This window comes from Pantoea sp. EKM103V, assembly GCF_011800365.1.
GTDB lineage: Bacteria > Pseudomonadota > Gammaproteobacteria > Enterobacterales > Enterobacteriaceae > Pantoea > Pantoea anthophila.
In genome coordinates, this window is the sequence record NZ_JAALFQ010000001.1 from 591,289 (window position 1) to 607,532 (window position 16,244).

Sequence of the window (16,244 nt, forward strand, 5' to 3'; positions counted from 1 at the left end):
GAAATACAGAGCATTTAATCAATATGCAACGATGCTGATGATGAGCAGAAAAGTCTGATGCGACGCGCCACGCCCGGCTGAGGGTAATGATGCAATGCGTCCACTGTTTTGCTTTGTTGATGTGCTTTTGGGGCAAAAGCGGGTATGATTACCGCTCACATTACCTGATTGCTTCCTCTTTTTAGCCTCTGGAGTTTCCCCGTTGATCAGTGTGCTTCTTGTTGATGACCATGAACTTGTCCGTGCCGGGATCCGTCGTATCCTGGAGGATGTTAAAGGGCTGGCCGTGGTCGGAGAGGTTAACTGCGGCGAGGATGCGGCCAAATGGTGCCGGTCCAATCAGGTGGATGTCATTCTGATGGACATGAATATGCCGGGTATTGGCGGGCTGGAAGCGACGCGAAAAATCGTGCGCTACAACCCTGATATCAAAATTATCATGCTGACTATCCATACCGAAAATCCGCTGCCTGCCAAAGTCATGCAGGCGGGGGCTGCGGGTTACCTCAGTAAAGGGGCCGCGCCGCAGGAAGTTATCAACGCGATTCGTTCGGTCAATGCCGGCCAGCGCTACATCGCGTCAGACATCGCCCAGCAGATGGCTCTGAGCCAGATTGAACCACAAAAAGCGGAATCTCCCTTCAGCTGTTTGTCGGAAAGGGAATTGCAGATTATGCTGATGATCACCCGAGGACAAAAGGTGACGGAAATTTCCGAGCAGTTAAATCTCAGTCCTAAAACCGTTAACAGTTACCGCTATCGGATGTTCAGCAAACTGAATATCAGTGGCGACGTCGAGTTAACGCATCTGGCCATTCGACATGGCCTCTACAATGCGGAGCCGTTAATCAGTAGTGAATGACGTTTTTGATTCCAGAGCTTTTCTGAGTACGGTAACCAGCAAGCCCGGTGTTTACCGCATGTATGACGCCTCAGGCACCGTCATCTATGTGGGCAAAGCCAAAGACCTGAAGAAGCGTTTGACCAGCTACTTCCGCACGCAGGTCGGCAGCCGCAAAACCGAAGCGCTGGTCAGCAATATCCAGCACATCGATGTCACCGTAACCCATACCGAAACCGAAGCGCTGCTGCTTGAGCATAACTACATCAAGCTCTATCAGCCGCGCTATAACGTCCTGCTGCGCGATGATAAATCGTATCCCTACATATTCCTCAGCAGCGATACTCATCCACGTCTGGCGATGCACCGTGGCGCAAAACATGCCAAAGGCGAATACTTCGGCCCGTTTCCGAATGGCTACGCGGTGCGTGAAACCCTGGGCCTGCTGCAAAAAGTGTTCCCTATCCGCCAGTGCGAAAACAGCGTCTACCGCAATCGCTCCCGGCCCTGTCTGCAATATCAGATAGGCCGCTGCCTGGGTCCCTGTGTGGCCGGGCTGGTCAGTGAAGAGGAGTATGCGCAGCAGACCGACTATGTGCGCCTGTTCCTGGCCGGTAAAGACGATCAGGTGCTCAATCAGCTGGTCAGACGCATGGAAGAGGCGAGTACCGGGTTGCGTTTTGAAGAGGCTGCACGACTGCGCGACCAGATTCAGGCCGTGCGGCGGATTACTGAAAAGCAGTTTGTCTCAAATCAGGGTGATGACCTCGATGTCATGGGCGTGGCCTACGACGCCGGTATGGCCTGTCTTCACGTGCTCTTTATTCGGCAGGGTAAAGTGTTGGGTAGCCGCAGCTACTTCCCGAAAGTCCCGGTGGATACCGATCTGGCCGAGGTGGTGCAGACCTTTGTCGGGCAGTTCTATCTGCAGGGCAGCGAGGCTCGCACCCTGCCAGGTGACATCCTGCTGGACTTTACCCTGCCAGAGCGCGAGCTGCTGGCTGAGTCTCTGAGTGAACTGGCAGGACGCCGGGTTAACATTCAGAGCAAGCCGCGCGGCGATCGCGCCCGTTACCTGAAGCTGGCGCGCACCAATGCCGCGACCGCGTTAACCACGCGTCTTTCTCAGCACTCCACCATTCATCAACGCCTGATGGCACTGGCGGAGTTCCTTGAGCTTGACCGGATCACGCGCATGGAGTGTTTCGATATCAGTCACACCATGGGGGAGCAGACCATCGCCTCCTGCGTGGTCTTTGACCAGAACGGTCCGCTTCGGGCCGATTATCGTCGCTACAACATCAGTGGCATTACGCCGGGTGATGACTACGCCGCCATGAACCAGGTGCTGCGTCGCCGCTATGGCAAAGCCATTGAAGAAGAGAAGATCCCGGATGTCATTCTGATTGATGGCGGCAAGGGGCAGCTGGCGCAGGCGATACAGGTCTTTGCGGAACTGGACGTGCCTTGGGATAAGACGCGGCCGATTCTGCTCGGCGTGGCTAAAGGCAGCGATCGTAAAGCCGGACTGGAGACGCTCTTCTTTGAGGCAGAAGGTGAGGGCGTTTCGCTGCCGCCTGATTCGCCCGCGCTGCATGTGATCCAGCACATTCGTGACGACGCTCACAATCATGCGATTTCGGGCCACCGTAAAAAACGGGCGAAAGTAAAGAACACCAGTGCACTGGAGAGCATCGAAGGGGTGGGGCCAAAACGACGTCAGCAACTGCTCAAGTACATGGGGGGCCTGCAACCGCTGATGAATGCGTCGGTGGAGGAGATCGCCAATGTGCCGGGTATCTCTCATGCGCTGGCAGAAAAAATATACTACTCACTGAAACACTAGCATTGAAACGGGGGGGGCAATGTAGGAACATAGGCTAAATTCTACCTATATCCAGACAGTTACCGGCATATGCAATTAAACATTCCGACGTGTCTCACCCTGTTTCGAGTCGTGCTCATCCCGTTCTTTGTGCTGGCTTTCTATCTGCCGTTCACCTGGGCACCGCTTGCTACCGCATTGATTTTTGTCTTTGCAGCCATCACCGACTGGTTTGATGGCTTCCTGGCGCGCCGCTGGAAGCAGACGACGCGTTTCGGGGCTTTTCTCGATCCGGTGGCGGACAAAGTCATGGTCGCGATTGCGCTGGTGCTGGTCGCAGAATATTTCCACGCCTGGTGGATTACTCTTCCTGCCGCAACCATGATTGCGCGCGAGATCATCATCTCTGCGCTGCGTGAGTGGATGGCAGAGATTGGCAAACGCAGCAGCGTATCTGTGTCCTGGATTGGTAAAGTCAAAACCACGGCTCAGATGTTCTCACTGTTTGCCTTGCTGTGGCGTCCGGATGCCACCATTGTGGCGGTGGGTGTCGTCGCGTTGTATGTGGCTGCGGTGCTGACTTTCTGGTCAATGTTCCAGTATTTAAGCGCGGCGCGCGGCGATCTGCTCGAACCGTGATCGATACGATTTAAAAAGCAGCAAACGGACAGGCGGTGAGGATAATTTTATTGACTCATCGCGTCAGGTCAGTAGAATGCAACGCATCGAAAGGCAGCGTGTCTGTCAGAAGATAAGTAAAATCAGCAGGTTCGACGAAATTGCTGAAAATTGCGGGAATAGCTCAGTTGGTAGAGCACGACCTTGCCAAGGTCGGGGTCGCGAGTTCGAGTCTCGTTTCCCGCTCCAGATTCGCAGGTCAGGTTAACCTGGCGGCACATCAGTTTAAGGCGCGTTGGCAGAGTGGCTATGCAGCGGATTGCAAATCCGTGTACCTCGGTTCGACTCCGGGACGCGCCTCCAGTTACACCCTGCCCGGGTGGTGAAATCGGTAGACACAAGGGATTTAAAATCCCTCGATCGTAAGGTCGTGCGGGTTCAAGTCCCGCCCCGGGCACCATATCGATTTACCAATAAAATCAATGATAAGCAGTGTCGTATGACCGCCTCATAAGGGCGGTTTTTTTGTACCTGTGATACCGCACAAATTCTGTTTTCTGCCTGCATCCCCTCAGCCACGCGAGCTGAACACCAGTTCATCCGGCGTGTCACTGATCAGCACCATCCGTTGTGCCTCACCACTGGATGACACAAACGTCACTTCATGTCCGATGCTGAAAGTCGCAAAGGCGTCGGTGGGCTGAACCGACTTCTGGATCTCCAGCACCAGCCGTGAGGGAAAGGGTTGGTCATTGACCGTATCAAGATGATAATTCGCCGTAAAACTCAGCTCGGGTTGATCAACCACGTAGAATTGTCCTGAAGGCATAGTGTTGACCTCTGCATAATCTGACCATTACGTGCCGCCGGAACAGGCTGCCTGAAACTTAAGGGTAGCTGAATAACCCTGTCCCGAAAGTCCGGCTTGACGGTTTTTGCTCTCTGCGACCCTGGCTGACAGCAGGTAACGCTTTCGCTGCCGGGTCAGTCGTCGGGTAATGAGCGTGAACAGGAGCAGGATGGGGGAATAGCGTCGCTGCCTCCCGGCAGAATGGCTGATTAATATCAGGCCTGAGGCTGACCTGCCGGACCGACGCCACCGGGTGCGCCCACCGGTGCCTGTCCACCCGGCGGCGGCGGTGGCGGGGCATCTTTGCCTGGCGGCGGAGGAGGCGGGGCATGTCGGGGCGGTGGGGTCGGTGCGCAGGCGGTCAGCGTAGCAAGGATGGTCAGCGTCGATAACAGATAAGCAGTACGTTTCATCGTAATTCCCTGATCGGTTAAGCGGAGCGTTAAGTATAGATAAGCGCCGTCAAAACGCCTGACGTGAAGCAGACGGCAATGTTATTGTCGATTATTTGAGATGCTTCGCAACTTGTGCACGGTAACCATGCGTTTCAGACCAGAGATCGCTAAGGTAGCGCATCAATTAAGAGGAGTGGTTATGAATGGCATAATGAAGTTCGTCCGCGGCTGGCTGGTCTTTTCTCTCTTGTGGGGCGTGTTCATGTGGTTTATGTCATGGCAGGAGCAGGGCAAAGCGCCGGGTCTGGCAATTCTGATGAGTCTCTATGCGGGATTAATCTATCAGGCTCTCATGACGATGGTCGGCCGCTACCGTTCGCGGCGTCAGCAGGCATAACAGGTTCTGCTGCCGCAGAGGCAGCAGAACCGCGCACCTTAACCGAAGTTACCGGTCAGACGTTGATGGAAGTCGGTACTGCGTGAATCCAGCCCCTCAATCGTCACTTCGGCACCATATCTTTGATAGCGATACTCAATGCCATCCAGCGCCGCGACGCTGGACGCATCCCAGATCTGCGCGTGGGTTAAATCGATCGTGACCTTTTTGGGATCGTGAGCGTAATCGAAATGCTCAAACATGTCGTTGCTGCTGGCGAAGAAGAGCGGGCCGCGCACGACATAGCGCACAGACTGACCATCATCGCTCAGGTGACGCTCTGCATGGATAACATGCGCAATGCGGCGGGCAAAGAGCAGCATGGCAAGGATCACCCCCGCAAGCACACCCAGCGCCAGATTGCCCGTCCAGACCGTGACCGCCACCGTCAGCACCATAATCAGCGTTTCTGACCACGGCATACGCTTCAGGGTGGCGGGCTGCAGGCTATGCCAGTTAACGGTTTTCACCGCGACGACCATCATGATGCCCGCCAGAACCACCATCGGGATCTGCGCCATAATCTGGCTCAGTCCGGTCACCAGTAACAGCAGCACCAGGCCGGCCGCGACGGTAGAGACCCGGCTGCGTGCCCGACCCAGTTCCACATTGACGATGGTCTGACCGATCATCGCACAGCCCGCAATACCGCCATAGAAGCCCGCCAGAATGTTCGCCACGCCCAGGCCCCAGGATTCACGGCGCTTACTGGAGGGGGTATCCGTCAGATCATCGACCAGTTTGGCGGTCAGCAGCGACTCCATCAGCCCGACAAACGCGATACTCAGTGCCGTGGGCCAGATAATCTGCAGCGTCTGCAGGTTCAGGGGCACCAGCAGCGTATTCAACCCGGGCAGGCCAGGGCTCATCGGCCCCTCGTCACCCACGTTCGGCATGCGATAGCCCATCAGCAGTGCCACCGCCGTCACCACCACGATGGCGACCAGCGGGGAGGGCACACTTTTTATCAGGCGCGGCAGCAGCAGCACAATAGCCAGGGTGACGGCAAAGAAGATCCACACCAGGGGTGACTGACCCCAGACGTGCGGCACCTGCGCAAAGAAAATCAGGACCCCAAGCGCATTCACGAACCCCAGCATTACCGAGCGGGGAATGTAACGCATCATGCGCGCCAGACCGGCCAGGCCAAACAGAATCTGGATGATGCCGCCCAGCACAACGGCGGGCAGAATATATTCCACGCCATGCAGATGCACCATCGGCCCGATGACCAGCGCCACGGAACCGGCGGCAGCTGTGACCATTGCCGGGCGACCGCCCAGAATCGACAGGGTCAGACAGAGTACCACCGAAGCCACCAGGCTGACTTTCGGGTCGACACCGGCAATCACGGAAAAGGAGATCACTTCGGGGATCAGGGCCAGCGCGGTAATCACACCGGCCAGGCATTCGCGGGTCAGCAGCGCAGGCGAACGCAGTACGCGCCCCGTGCTGATATCGCCCGCCACAACGTCAGTTGCGGTAACATCATTAGTCTGGGTCATAAAGGATTGCAGGCTCTTTAGTTATTTTGCTCCCGCGCGGAAGGCGGAAAGAATGGGATAAACAGTGAGAGGCAGATACTACCGGGGGATCGACGAAGATACCAGAAAAAGGCGGTGGATTCCCTCCCTGGAATCGCGACTACAGTTAAAAGTCATCCGGGGTTTTGTGGACCACCAGGTCAAGCAGCTGACGGTAGATATCCAGCGAATCCCTGTCGCTTTCCAGTTCCAGTCGGTGGATCAGCTTTGAAATAATGGCCTTATTACTGACAGGCATACCCGATTGCAGGATTTCTGCGATCAGGACACCCAGCATTTCCATCTCGCTGGCGGGTTTATTCGCTGCAGGATTGAAATAGTCGGCAATTTCCTGGTCAGTCCGGGGAAGTGTATTTTGCATGTGTAAGCCCTTCATAACAGCCCGATTCCGGTTCGGATGTCAGGACAAAATCAATCAAAAAAACCATCGCATGGACAGATGCGATGGTGCCAGCGTGAACATAACGCAGATAAAAAATAACCTCTGAAGGTGGAAATCCACTGACACCTTCAGAGGCGACGCAAGTGCATCATTCGTTACAGAGTCGCATGACAACTCGTGGCGATAAAGTTATACAATAAAGATCAACTTGTACAATGGTATTCTTTGATTAAACGTGCTATTTACGCCTTATCAAAGCGTTATAAGGATTATTCTGAACAAAAATCTGTACAAATAACCTATACAACAAGTCGCTATTAAAGCGGGCCAGAAGACGCGCAGCACCAAAATCTGCCTGTTACCGGATGATTAGCTGAATAACACCAGCTTTGCCGTCAGCTTACGCAGCGCTTTTTTATCACCGACGATGGCGAGACCCAGCAGCCGCCACTGCCGCCGCGATTGCTGGCGCAGGGCGATGCTGAGCGCCTGATAATCGGTGGTGGTCTGTCCCTCTTCGGGAAACAGCACCCGATCGTATCCGGCCTCTTCGGCCTGCAGCAGGAGTGCCCGAAGCTGCTCATCGGTGGCCGCCAGCACGGGAATACCGGTGCTGATCAGACCGGGGGAGGGATGGCGCTCCGCATCTTCCAGCGCGTCGCCAACCAGCTCCGGATGACGCTGCCCCAGCGTTAATGCCAGCACGGCAGCGGCGTTGGTGGCTTTACCGGCTGGCAGCGCGGCATTCAGTATCATCACACATCGTAAGTCCTGCATTGCGTTTCTCCTCACTCAAAAAACGCATTGTGGCAACGGTGTCAGTTCGGGTCTGGAAGATTTGTGCAGGCGTGTTGATAGCGTGACGGCGTGAGCTGGCAGGCGCGTTTAAACCAGCGCCCCAGATGACTTTGATCGGCAAAACCCAGCGCGGCGGCCACGTCGGCAACCGGCTGGCCCTGCGCCAGCTGCCGGCGCGCCTGGCTCAGCCGCCACTGCACCAGCCAGGCGTGAGGCGGCAGGCCCCAGTGCGCCTGAAACAGGCGTGATAACCGGAAGCGGTCCACCTGCAGCTGCTGTGCCATCTGCGCCAGGCCAGGATTTTCCGCATGATGGGCGATCAGCCAGTCACGCGCCTGCAATGCCAGCACCGTATCTTTATCCGGGTGGCGATCGGGCAGGAAGATCTGCTGGTGCGGCGTAAGCTGAGAGAATAGCCGATCCAGAACCGCCTCTTTGATCAGGGCGGGATGGTTGTGCCACAGCGCCTCGAACGCATGCCAGACGGCATAGGCCAGCGACCGATCGTCGCGCAGCGTTGCAGCAAACTGTAATGCGGGGGAGGGCGGCGCGTCACGCCCGGCCGGGTTGAGGTGCTGTGCAATCTGTTGTGGAGAAAGGTAGAGCATACGGTAGGTGAAACCCTGTTCGTTGATGGCATCTCCATCATGCAGCTCTTCCGGTTCCAGCATAAACACCGTGCCGGGTCGGCTCCGGTGCTGTCTGCGCCGCGAGTGAAACTGCTGTACTCCCTGCTCAGTCACACCGATCAGATAGCTGTCATGCCAGTGCGGATCATAGGCGTGACCGGTAAAATGAGCGCGCAGCGCCTCAATACCGCTGATGGCGTCACGGCGGAGATCCACCCAGTTTGCTGCTGGCTGTTTCATATTATCGGGCTCCCGATAGCGGACTCTGGACATTCTGCCGCGATCCACTAGTTTTTAACAGAACGGGCGCTTTTCAATCCCGTTTTGCTTTGCGTATAATAACCCTTCTATTTAATCAGAATCCTAACCATTAGGCTGCTAACATTTGTCTCAGCATACCCGTACCTTCACCCATTTACTGCACCTGACCGCACATGCCTGGCGCCTGGCGGTAGATCGTCATCTCAGAGACAGCGGCTTAAGTATGAGCAGCTGGATGGCTATTGGCCTCATCGCCAGCGAACCGGAACGCATGACGCAAACCGAACTGGCGCAATTGCTGGGGCTGGAAGATGCCAGCATGGTTCCGCTGGTGGATCGGCTGGTCAAACAGTCACTGCTGACGCGGGTGCAGCCGCCGGAAGATCGCCGCAAGCGCCACCTGGTGCTGACCGAAAAAGGCAACGAGGCGTTTGCCCGCGTGAAAACCGAGGCCGATGCGTTGCGCACCGAGATGCTGGCTGACATCGACCCGCAGGATCTGGCCGTCACCGAACGTGTGCTGCAACAACTGTTGAGTCGTATGGGAAGTATGTAGCAGTGGCAAAGCGAAATCCCTACGCTGCACGCGAGTGGTTACCGCACGAAAAACCCATGCTGCCGGGCTCGCCCTCGACCCCGCTGCACCCGATGCCCAAACGCCTGGCGTTTGGCCTGATCGGTCTGCTAATTTCCCTGACCGGTGCGCTGAGTAACGCGCTGGTCACAGCAAATCTGGTCAATCTGCAGGGCACCTTTGGTGCCTGGTCGAATGAAATTGCCTGGCTGCCTGCGGTCTATGTGATGGGCAATATCTCGATCAACCTGCTGCTGGTGAAGTTCCGCCAGCAGTTTGGACTGCGGGTCTTTACCGAGGCGTTCCTGGTGCTCTATGTGCTGGTGGCGTTCTTTCATCTGTTTGCCAACGACCTCAGTTCCGCAATTATTGTGCGCACCGCGCACGGCATGGTGGCGGCCGCCCTCAGCTCACTCGGCATCTACTATCAGGTGCAGGCCTGGCCCGCAAAACATCGCCTGAAAGCGCTGGTTATCGGCCTGACGGTGTCGCAGCTCGCCATTCCGCTGGCCCGACTCTTCTCCTCTGAACTGCTGCAGCTCAACGAGTGGCGCGGTCTCTATCTGTTTGAACTCGGTCTGGCGATGATTGCGCTGGGCGGGGTGCTGATGGTGAAACTGCCGCCGGGTGACCGCATCAAAACTTTTGAGAAAATGGATTTCGTTACTTTCATTCTGTTGGCACCCGGCATGGCGCTGCTGTGCGGCGTGCTGTCGCTGGGGCGGATTGAGTGGTGGTTCACCACGCCCTGGCTCGGTATCTGTACCGCGATAGCGCTGACGCTGATTGTCGCGGCGATGGTGATCGAACATAACCGGCGCAATCCGCTGATCAATACCCGCTGGCTCAGCAGCGGCAACATGGTGCGGCTGGGCATCGTGATGATCATGATCCGTATCGTCCTGGCCGAACAGAACACCGGCGCGGTCGGCTTCTTACAGCAGCTTGGCCTTCAGAACGATCAGATGCGTGGTCTGGCGCTGGCCATTATCGCCGGGGTCATTGTCGGCATTGCTGCCAGCGCGCTGACCATTAAACCCACTCATCTGAACTGGCCTATTGTCGCCTCGCTGGTGGTGATGATTATCGCTTCACTGATGGATTCGCAATCCAGCCCGCTGACCCGGGGTCCCGAAATGTATTTCAGCCAGTTCCTGCTGGGTTTCAGCAGCGCTTTTTTTATGGCGCCCGCCATGCTGATGGGGATTGGCAGCGTCGTGACCCAGCCGAAGAATCTGGTCAGTTTTGTGGTGCTGTTTGGCATGAGCCAGAACCTCGGCGGTCTGATCGGTTCTGCCATTCTGGGCACCTTTCAGGTCTGGCGCGAAAAATATCACTCCAGCCTGCTGGGCGATCAGCTTTCCCTGCTCGATCCCAATGTCACCGAGCGGCTCAGCCAGTATAATGCGCTGTTTAACCCGCTGGTGGGTGACAGCGTGCTGCGCGGTGCGCAGAGCACCAGCCAGCTTCAGACGGTCGCCACACTGCAGGCGAACGTGCTCGCCTATAACGACACCTATCTGCTCACCGCCGCGCTGGCGCTGGCGACGCTGATGTGGGTAATCTGGCGTTTAACCCGTCGCCGTTATCTGGAGTGGCGTCAGGCGCGATTTAACCTGCGTGAGCAGCAACAGCTGGCCGCATTACAGGATTTAAGGGAGAAACAATGAGTCAGCAGGATGAGCTTCAGGCTGCAGAACGCGAACGTGTTAATCGCCGCCGTATTCTTTCTGTCGCCGTGGGTAGCGGCATTGTGGTGCTGGGCGTGCTGGTTATTCTCTACGCCTGGCAACTCTGGCCCTTTACCAGCGCGGTGCAGAGCACCGAAAATGCCTATGTGCGCGGTCAGGTGACCTTTATCAGCCCGCAGGTCAGTGGCTATCTCACCTCGGTGGAGGTGATCGATCTGCAGCCGGTGAAAAAAGGGCAGTTACTGATGACGATTGACGATCGGATCTATCGTCAGCGGGTGCATCAGGCGCAGGCGCAGCTGGAGATGAAGCAGGCGGCGCTGAACAATAACCTGCAGCAGCGTCGCAGCGCAGAAGCGACGATTCAGAGCAACAAAGCGGCACTGGAGAATGCCAAAGCCCAGGCGTTAAAAAGCGGCTTCGATCTGAAGCGGGTTGAGAACCTTGCGGCGGATGGATCGCTGTCGGTACGTGAGCGTGATGCCGCCCGTGCCGCCAGCGCCCAGGCGCAGGCGCAGGTGCGTCAGGCGGCGGCACAGATTGCCGTGGCACAGCAGAATCTGCAAACGGTCATTGTAAACCGTGATGCGCTGGAGGGGGATGTCGCCAGCGCGCGTGCCGCTCTGGAACTGGCGGAGATCGACCTGGCGAATACCCGGATTACCGCACCGGATGACGGCCAGCTCGGTCAGCTGTCGGTCCGCACCGGCGCCTATGTCACTGCCGGAACCCGCCTGACGTCGGTGGTGCCCAATCACAAATGGATTATCGCCAATCTGAAAGAGACCCAGCTGGCCCATATTCGTCCCGGCCTGCCGGTGACGATTCGGGTCGATGCGCTGGACGGCAAGCGCTTTAACGGCGAGGTGGAGTTTATCTCCCCGGCTGCAGGCTCAGAGTTCAGTGCCATTTCACCCGACAACGCCACCGGCAACTTTGTCAAAATCGCACAGCGCATTCCGGTTCGCATCCGCCTGAAGGAGCAGGATATGGCACAGCTGCGTCCCGGCATGTCCGTGGAGGTCAGCATCGATACGGCCGCCCGGCCCGCCGGTGAGGCTGCGCCATGAGGGGCCGCGTAGCGATCGCTGCCCTGTCACTGCTGCTGTCAGGCTGCGCCACACAGGTTGAAAAGGCACCGGCCTCGCTGCCGATCCCGGCGGCCTGGCGGGAGAGTGTCGGCCCCGGCGCCGCGCCGGAGGCCGAGTGGTGGCGTGCCTTTCATGATGAGTATCTCAACCGGCTGGTCAGCCAGGCGCTGCGCAACAATCCCGATATTCTTACGGCGCGATCCCGGGTCGATCAGTATCGCGCCCAGCTGCGCGCCACGCAGGGTGATAACTTCCCCACCGTCAGCGCCGGTGTGGCCGCGACCCGTGAACGCACGCTCTCGTCAGTGACGGGGCAGCCTTATGAGACCGATGTGTTTCAGGGACTGTTACAGGGCAGCTACGAGGTTGATCTGTGGGGCGCGCGCAGCAGCAGCATCACGGCAGCGCAGGCGACCTTAGCGGCGCAGCAGGCGGCGGCGTCTGCCGCTGAGCTGACCATCGCCAGCTCGGTCGCGTCGGGTTACCTCAACCTGTGTGCGCTGGATGAGCAACTGCGGGTCACCGAGGCGACGCTGGCCACCCGCAATAATTCGCTGAAGCTGGCCCGGCGTCAGTTTGAAACCGGCTACACCTCCCGGCTGGAGTGGATGCAGGCGGCCTCAGAATATCAGTCGGCCAAAGCGCAGATACCGCAGCTGCAGCATCAGATCGCCCAGCAGGAGAATGCGCTGAGCATTCTGGTGGGAATGAACCCGCGTACCCTTGCCCGGCGTCAGCAGTTTGACCAGATTCTGCCGCAGCAGATGCCGTCGCTGCTGCCTTCTGCGCTACTCAACCGCCGTCCCGACATCGTGCAGGCGCAGCGTCAGCTGCTGGCGGCCGATGCCAGCCTGGCGTCGTCACAGGCGAAGCTGCTGCCGTCGCTTAACCTCACCGCCAGCGGCACCCTGCAGAGTTCGGTGCTGCATCAGTTAGCGGATAATCCGTTCCGGCTCTGGAGCGTGGGCGGCAGCATTCTGGCGCCCTTGCTGAACCGTGAAGCGCTGACGGCGCAGGTCGATGTTTCAATGGCCACGCGGAACCAGGCGCTTTACAGCTATGAAAAAGTGGTGCGCAACGCCTTCTCGGAAGTCAACGATGCGGTTGACGCCATCAGGCAGCGAGAGGCCCAGCTTCAGGAACTGCAAAAGCAGGAGGCCTACGTGACCGAGGCGCTGCGCATTGCCCGCAACCGCTATCAGAACGGTTATGCCTCTTATCTGGATGAGCTGGATGCGCAGCGCACCCTGTTTTCCACCCAGCTTAATCGGGTCACCGTCAAAAATAACCTCCTGCTGGCGCAGATCGATCTCTATCGTGCGCTGGGGGGAGGCTGGACGCCCGCCGCAACGCCATAATCGTCCTGGCCGATCCAGCCGTCGCCAGAGTTTTACGGCGCGGATCGGCCCCCTGACGACAGCAGGAGAGCCTGTTTCCTCCGCCGCAATCCCCCGAATATCCGCTATAAAGCCATGCATACTTCTGCTTACCTGTCTTTACATTCGATGGTATCATGCGCGGGTTTTACACCAGCCAGACGGAAAAGCGCACGAAAAGCGCAGGCTGCGCACGGCGAATTATCCGTTTATATTACTGATAAATATCATAAAAGAAGGGATTCCTGATGAATAAGAAGACGATTTTCACGCTGGCCGTGGTTGCTGCGTTATTGACCGGTTGTGCCCGCACCGCACCGATTCACAATGTGAATCAGAGCCTGACGCAACGCTACAGCGATAACCAGATGAAAACGGCGATCATTGAAGCCGGCATTGGCCGTAAATGGGTGATGACCCCCGTTTCGCCAGGCGTGATCACTGGCCGCCTGGCCCAGCGTGGTTTCGCGGCGACCATTCGCATCACCTACACCAGCCAGAACTACCGCATTGATTATGTCAGCAGTGAAAACCTGAAAGCAGGGCAGGGGCAGATCCACAGTAACTACAACCGCTGGATCGCCAATCTGGATCAGGACATTCAGTTACGCCTGTCGGCGCTGGCGGCGCAATAAGGCGTCTCCCGTCGTAATAACGTCCCGTCAGAGGACCTGAGTATAAAGATTGGCTCCACCCGGCCGACAAATCAGATGAGCTGCTATTGCTGAACCTCAGCCTAAACCTCTACCGTGAACGCCCCTGGCGCGATCGGCAGAGGCGTTCAGCAATGCACTTTTCTGCACCGGGCAGGCGTAACGTCCTGATAATTGCTGACACCACACGTTTGACGAAAGAATGTTGAGATGAGACTCGCTTACTCACTGCTCGACTGGCAGGCCATGGCTCCAGGATTACAGGGGCACGAGGCCTGGCAGAACTGGGCGCGACAGGGCACCGCTATCGATCCCGCAGGAGAGATGGCGAAACCGCAGTTTTTACCGATGATGACCGCGCGTCGTCTGAGCGGCGGCAGTCGTGCGGCGGTTGAGTGCGGGCTGGCACTGCTGGCCCGGCAGCGGGTGGACGCGATCGTCTTCACCAGCCGTCACGGCGAACTGGAGCGTAACCTGCGCATCCTCACCACGCTGGCCGATCAGCAGATGATGTCACCCACTGATTTTGCCATGTCGGTTCACAACTCGGCGGTGGGCAGCCTGACTATTGCGGCCAAAGCGCCGCTGGTCTCCACCTCCATCGCCGCCGGCATCGACTCTTTCCAGCAGGGATTGATTGAAGTCAGCGCCCTGCATCAGGCGGGTTATCAGCAGGTGCTGCTGGTCGATTTCGACGGCTGCGTGCCCGATTATTATCAACACTGGCTGCCGGAGCAGGGCATGAATGTGCCTTATGCGGTGGCGCTGCTGCTGGGTAAAGGCGAGGCATTGCGCTGCAGCGGTCGCCCTGAACCGGCGCAGACCCACGCGCCGCTGTGGCCGCAGAGCCTGCGTTTTCTGCAGCAGTGGCTGGCGGCGTCGCCCGCGTTCAGCCTGCCGGGTGAACGCCTGACATGGCACTGGGAGAGAGAACATGGCTGACTGTTCACAACCGGCACTCTGCGCGGGCAGCCGCCTGAACTACTGCTGGCGTCTGGTGATGACCGCGCTGAGTTTCACGCTGTTTGGCCTGGGTGGACTGCTGCTGTCGCTGGTGGGCTTTAATCTGCTGCTGCTGGTTCAGCGTGATTCGCTGCGCCGCCGTCTGCTGGCCCGACGCGCTATCGCGTTCAGCTTCCGCTGCTTTCTGCGGTTCTGCCGGCTGACCGGGGTCTACGACTACCGTATCGAAGGCGCTGAGCTGCTGCAGCAGGATCGCGGCTGCCTGATCGTGGCCAACCATCCCTCGCTGATCGATTACGTGATGATCGCCTCGGTGCTGCCGGAGATGGATTGTCTGGTGAAAGCCGATCTGCAGAAAAATCCTTTTATGCGTGGGGTGATCCGCGCGGCCGACTATCTGATCAACAGTGAAGCGGAGACGCTGCTGCCCGACAGTCAGCAGCGCCTGGCGCGCGGCGACAATATTCTGATCTTTCCGGAAGGCACCCGCACCCGCTACGGTCAGCCGCTCTCCCTGCAGCGGGGCGCCGCCAATATCGCCGTGCGCGCCGGCTGCGATCTGCGCGTCGTCCACATCACCTGCAGCCAGCGCATGCTCGATAAGCAGAGCCGCTGGTATCAGATTCCGCCAGTTAAACCGCTGTTTACTGTGCGTGTACAACCGCGAATCGACAGTCAGTCGTTTTGTGAAAGCAATCCCGATGCGCAGCCGCTGGCCGCGCGTCGCCTGACCCGCCATTTACAACAGGCGCTGGTCCCCCAGAACAGGTAAGACGAAAACCGGTATGGATGTATTAATCAACGATATCAAACAGATGATTATCGACACGCTGAACCTTGAAGATCTCAGCCCCGAGGATATTGAGACCGAAGATGCGCTGTTTGGCGACGGCCTCGGCCTGGACTCAATTGACGCGCTGGAGCTTGGCCTGGCGGTGAAAAATCGCTATGGCGTAACGCTCTCTGCGGAGAGTGAAACCCTGCGTGCCCACTTCTTCTCTGTTGCGACGCTGGCAGCGTTCGTCAACCAACAGCGCAGCTGAACGCGGAGACCATTTTATGATGAACAAAGAAGAGATTTATCAGGAAGTGTCGGCCCTGCTGACCAGCCTGTTTGAAATTGCGCCGGAGGATATCCATCCTGAGGCCCGCCTGTATGAAGATCTCGAACTCGACAGCATCGATGCCGTCGATATGGTGGTTCACCTGCAGAAACGCACCGGTCGTAAAATCAAACCGGAAACCTTCCGCGCGGTGCGAACCGTGCAGGACGTGGTCGATGCGGTCGAACAACTGATGCGCGAAGACGCCTGATCC

General features: G+C 57.7%; 19 protein-coding genes and 3 tRNA genes. 16 read left to right on the plus strand and 6 right to left on the minus strand.

The features are described from left to right. Positions 1 to 202 precede the first annotated feature (202 nt). From uvrY to HFD97_RS02920, 6 genes are all read left to right on the plus strand, one after another. Positions 203 to 862, plus strand: a complete 660-nt coding sequence (gene uvrY / locus HFD97_RS02895; protein WP_009090981.1) for a UvrY/SirA/GacA family response regulator transcription factor — start codon at positions 203 to 205, stop codon at positions 860 to 862. Beyond that, positions 855 to 2,687, plus strand: a complete 1,833-nt coding sequence (gene uvrC / locus HFD97_RS02900) for an excinuclease ABC subunit UvrC (protein WP_111208065.1) — start codon at positions 855 to 857, stop codon at positions 2,685 to 2,687. Before uvrY ends, uvrC begins: the two co-directional genes overlap by 8 nt. A gap of 69 nt (positions 2,688 to 2,756) precedes the next feature. Further along, entirely contained in the window at positions 2,757 to 3,305 is a 549-nt protein-coding gene (gene pgsA / locus HFD97_RS02905; protein ID WP_009090977.1) for a CDP-diacylglycerol--glycerol-3-phosphate 3-phosphatidyltransferase, read from the plus strand. A 152-nt stretch (positions 3,306 to 3,457) separates the two neighbouring features. After that, positions 3,458 to 3,533, plus strand: a tRNA-Gly gene (locus HFD97_RS02910). A gap of 40 nt (positions 3,534 to 3,573) precedes the next feature. Further along, positions 3,574 to 3,647: transfer RNA gene (locus HFD97_RS02915), tRNA-Cys, on the plus strand. A gap of 10 nt (positions 3,648 to 3,657) precedes the next feature. Then, positions 3,658 to 3,744 (plus strand) — tRNA-Leu (locus HFD97_RS02920). 111 nt (positions 3,745 to 3,855) lie between these two features. On the opposite strand, the gene HFD97_RS02925 is transcribed toward HFD97_RS02920, so the two are convergent. Both HFD97_RS02925 and HFD97_RS02930 read right to left on the minus strand, forming a co-directional pair. After that, positions 3,856 to 4,092: a hypothetical protein gene (locus HFD97_RS02925; RefSeq protein ID WP_223812746.1), complete on the minus strand. Its 237-nt coding sequence runs from the start codon at positions 4,090 to 4,092 to the stop codon at positions 3,856 to 3,858. Positions 4,093 to 4,349: 257 nt separating this feature from the next. After that, positions 4,350 to 4,547, minus strand: a complete 198-nt coding sequence (locus HFD97_RS02930; protein ID WP_009090971.1) for a hypothetical protein — start codon at positions 4,545 to 4,547, stop codon at positions 4,350 to 4,352. A 181-nt stretch (positions 4,548 to 4,728) separates the two neighbouring features. On the opposite strand from HFD97_RS02930, the gene HFD97_RS02935 reads away from it, so the two are divergent. After that, positions 4,729 to 4,926: a DUF6404 family protein gene (locus HFD97_RS02935; RefSeq protein ID WP_150029696.1), complete on the plus strand. Its 198-nt coding sequence runs from the start codon at positions 4,729 to 4,731 to the stop codon at positions 4,924 to 4,926. Positions 4,927 to 4,964: 38 nt separating this feature from the next. On the opposite strand, the gene HFD97_RS02940 is transcribed toward HFD97_RS02935, so the two are convergent. The 4 genes from HFD97_RS02940 to HFD97_RS02955 form a co-directional block, all read right to left on the minus strand. After that, positions 4,965 to 6,470: a SulP family inorganic anion transporter gene (locus tag HFD97_RS02940; RefSeq protein WP_167431024.1), complete on the minus strand. Its 1,506-nt coding sequence runs from the start codon at positions 6,468 to 6,470 to the stop codon at positions 4,965 to 4,967. A gap of 145 nt (positions 6,471 to 6,615) precedes the next feature. After that, positions 6,616 to 6,870 carry a biofilm/acid-resistance regulator YmgB/AriR gene (locus HFD97_RS02945; protein ID WP_033736573.1) on the minus strand — a complete coding sequence of 85 codons (255 nt, stop codon included), beginning with the start codon at positions 6,868 to 6,870 and terminating at the stop codon, positions 6,616 to 6,618. A 390-nt stretch (positions 6,871 to 7,260) separates the two neighbouring features. Then, positions 7,261 to 7,668, minus strand: a complete 408-nt coding sequence (locus tag HFD97_RS02950; protein WP_167431023.1) for a DUF2000 domain-containing protein — start codon at positions 7,666 to 7,668, stop codon at positions 7,261 to 7,263. A 41-nt stretch (positions 7,669 to 7,709) separates the two neighbouring features. After that, entirely contained in the window at positions 7,710 to 8,558 is an 849-nt protein-coding gene (locus tag HFD97_RS02955) for an AraC family transcriptional regulator (protein ID WP_150029694.1), read from the minus strand. A 145-nt stretch (positions 8,559 to 8,703) separates the two neighbouring features. Here HFD97_RS02955 and HFD97_RS02960 point away from each other — a divergent pair, with 145 nt between their 5' ends. From HFD97_RS02960 to HFD97_RS03000, 9 genes are all read left to right on the plus strand, one after another. Then, positions 8,704 to 9,135 carry a MarR family winged helix-turn-helix transcriptional regulator gene (locus HFD97_RS02960; RefSeq protein WP_009090959.1) on the plus strand — a complete coding sequence of 144 codons (432 nt, stop codon included), beginning with the start codon at positions 8,704 to 8,706 and terminating at the stop codon, positions 9,133 to 9,135. A gap of 2 nt (positions 9,136 to 9,137) precedes the next feature. Then, complete coding sequence (locus HFD97_RS02965) at positions 9,138 to 10,823, plus strand: MFS transporter (protein WP_033736341.1); 1,686 nt, start codon at positions 9,138 to 9,140, stop codon at positions 10,821 to 10,823. Further along, positions 10,820 to 11,914: an HlyD family secretion protein gene (locus HFD97_RS02970; protein WP_150029693.1), complete on the plus strand. Its 1,095-nt coding sequence runs from the start codon at positions 10,820 to 10,822 to the stop codon at positions 11,912 to 11,914. The genes HFD97_RS02965 and HFD97_RS02970 overlap by 4 nt, the downstream gene beginning before the upstream one ends. After that, positions 11,911 to 13,293 (plus strand): efflux transporter outer membrane subunit, encoded by a 1,383-nt coding sequence (locus HFD97_RS02975; protein ID WP_167431022.1) that lies wholly within the window; start codon positions 11,911 to 11,913, stop codon positions 13,291 to 13,293. The genes HFD97_RS02970 and HFD97_RS02975 overlap by 4 nt, the downstream gene beginning before the upstream one ends. A gap of 266 nt (positions 13,294 to 13,559) precedes the next feature. Further along, positions 13,560 to 13,946 (plus strand): hypothetical protein, encoded by a 387-nt coding sequence (locus tag HFD97_RS02980; RefSeq protein WP_009090952.1) that lies wholly within the window; start codon positions 13,560 to 13,562, stop codon positions 13,944 to 13,946. 228 nt (positions 13,947 to 14,174) lie between these two features. After that, entirely contained in the window at positions 14,175 to 14,906 is a 732-nt protein-coding gene (locus tag HFD97_RS02985) for a beta-ketoacyl synthase chain length factor (RefSeq protein WP_167431021.1), read from the plus strand. Next, entirely contained in the window at positions 14,899 to 15,699 is an 801-nt protein-coding gene (locus HFD97_RS02990) for a 1-acyl-sn-glycerol-3-phosphate acyltransferase (protein WP_009090948.1), read from the plus strand. The genes HFD97_RS02985 and HFD97_RS02990 overlap by 8 nt, the downstream gene beginning before the upstream one ends. A 13-nt stretch (positions 15,700 to 15,712) precedes the next feature. Further along, on the plus strand, positions 15,713 to 15,970 hold the full coding sequence (locus tag HFD97_RS02995; RefSeq protein ID WP_009090946.1) for a phosphopantetheine-binding protein: 258 nt from the start codon (positions 15,713 to 15,715) through the stop codon (positions 15,968 to 15,970). A 16-nt stretch (positions 15,971 to 15,986) separates the two neighbouring features. Beyond that, positions 15,987 to 16,241, plus strand: coding sequence for an acyl carrier protein (locus HFD97_RS03000; protein WP_009090944.1), 255 nt, complete (start codon positions 15,987 to 15,989; stop codon positions 16,239 to 16,241). Positions 16,242 to 16,244 lie beyond the last annotated feature (3 nt).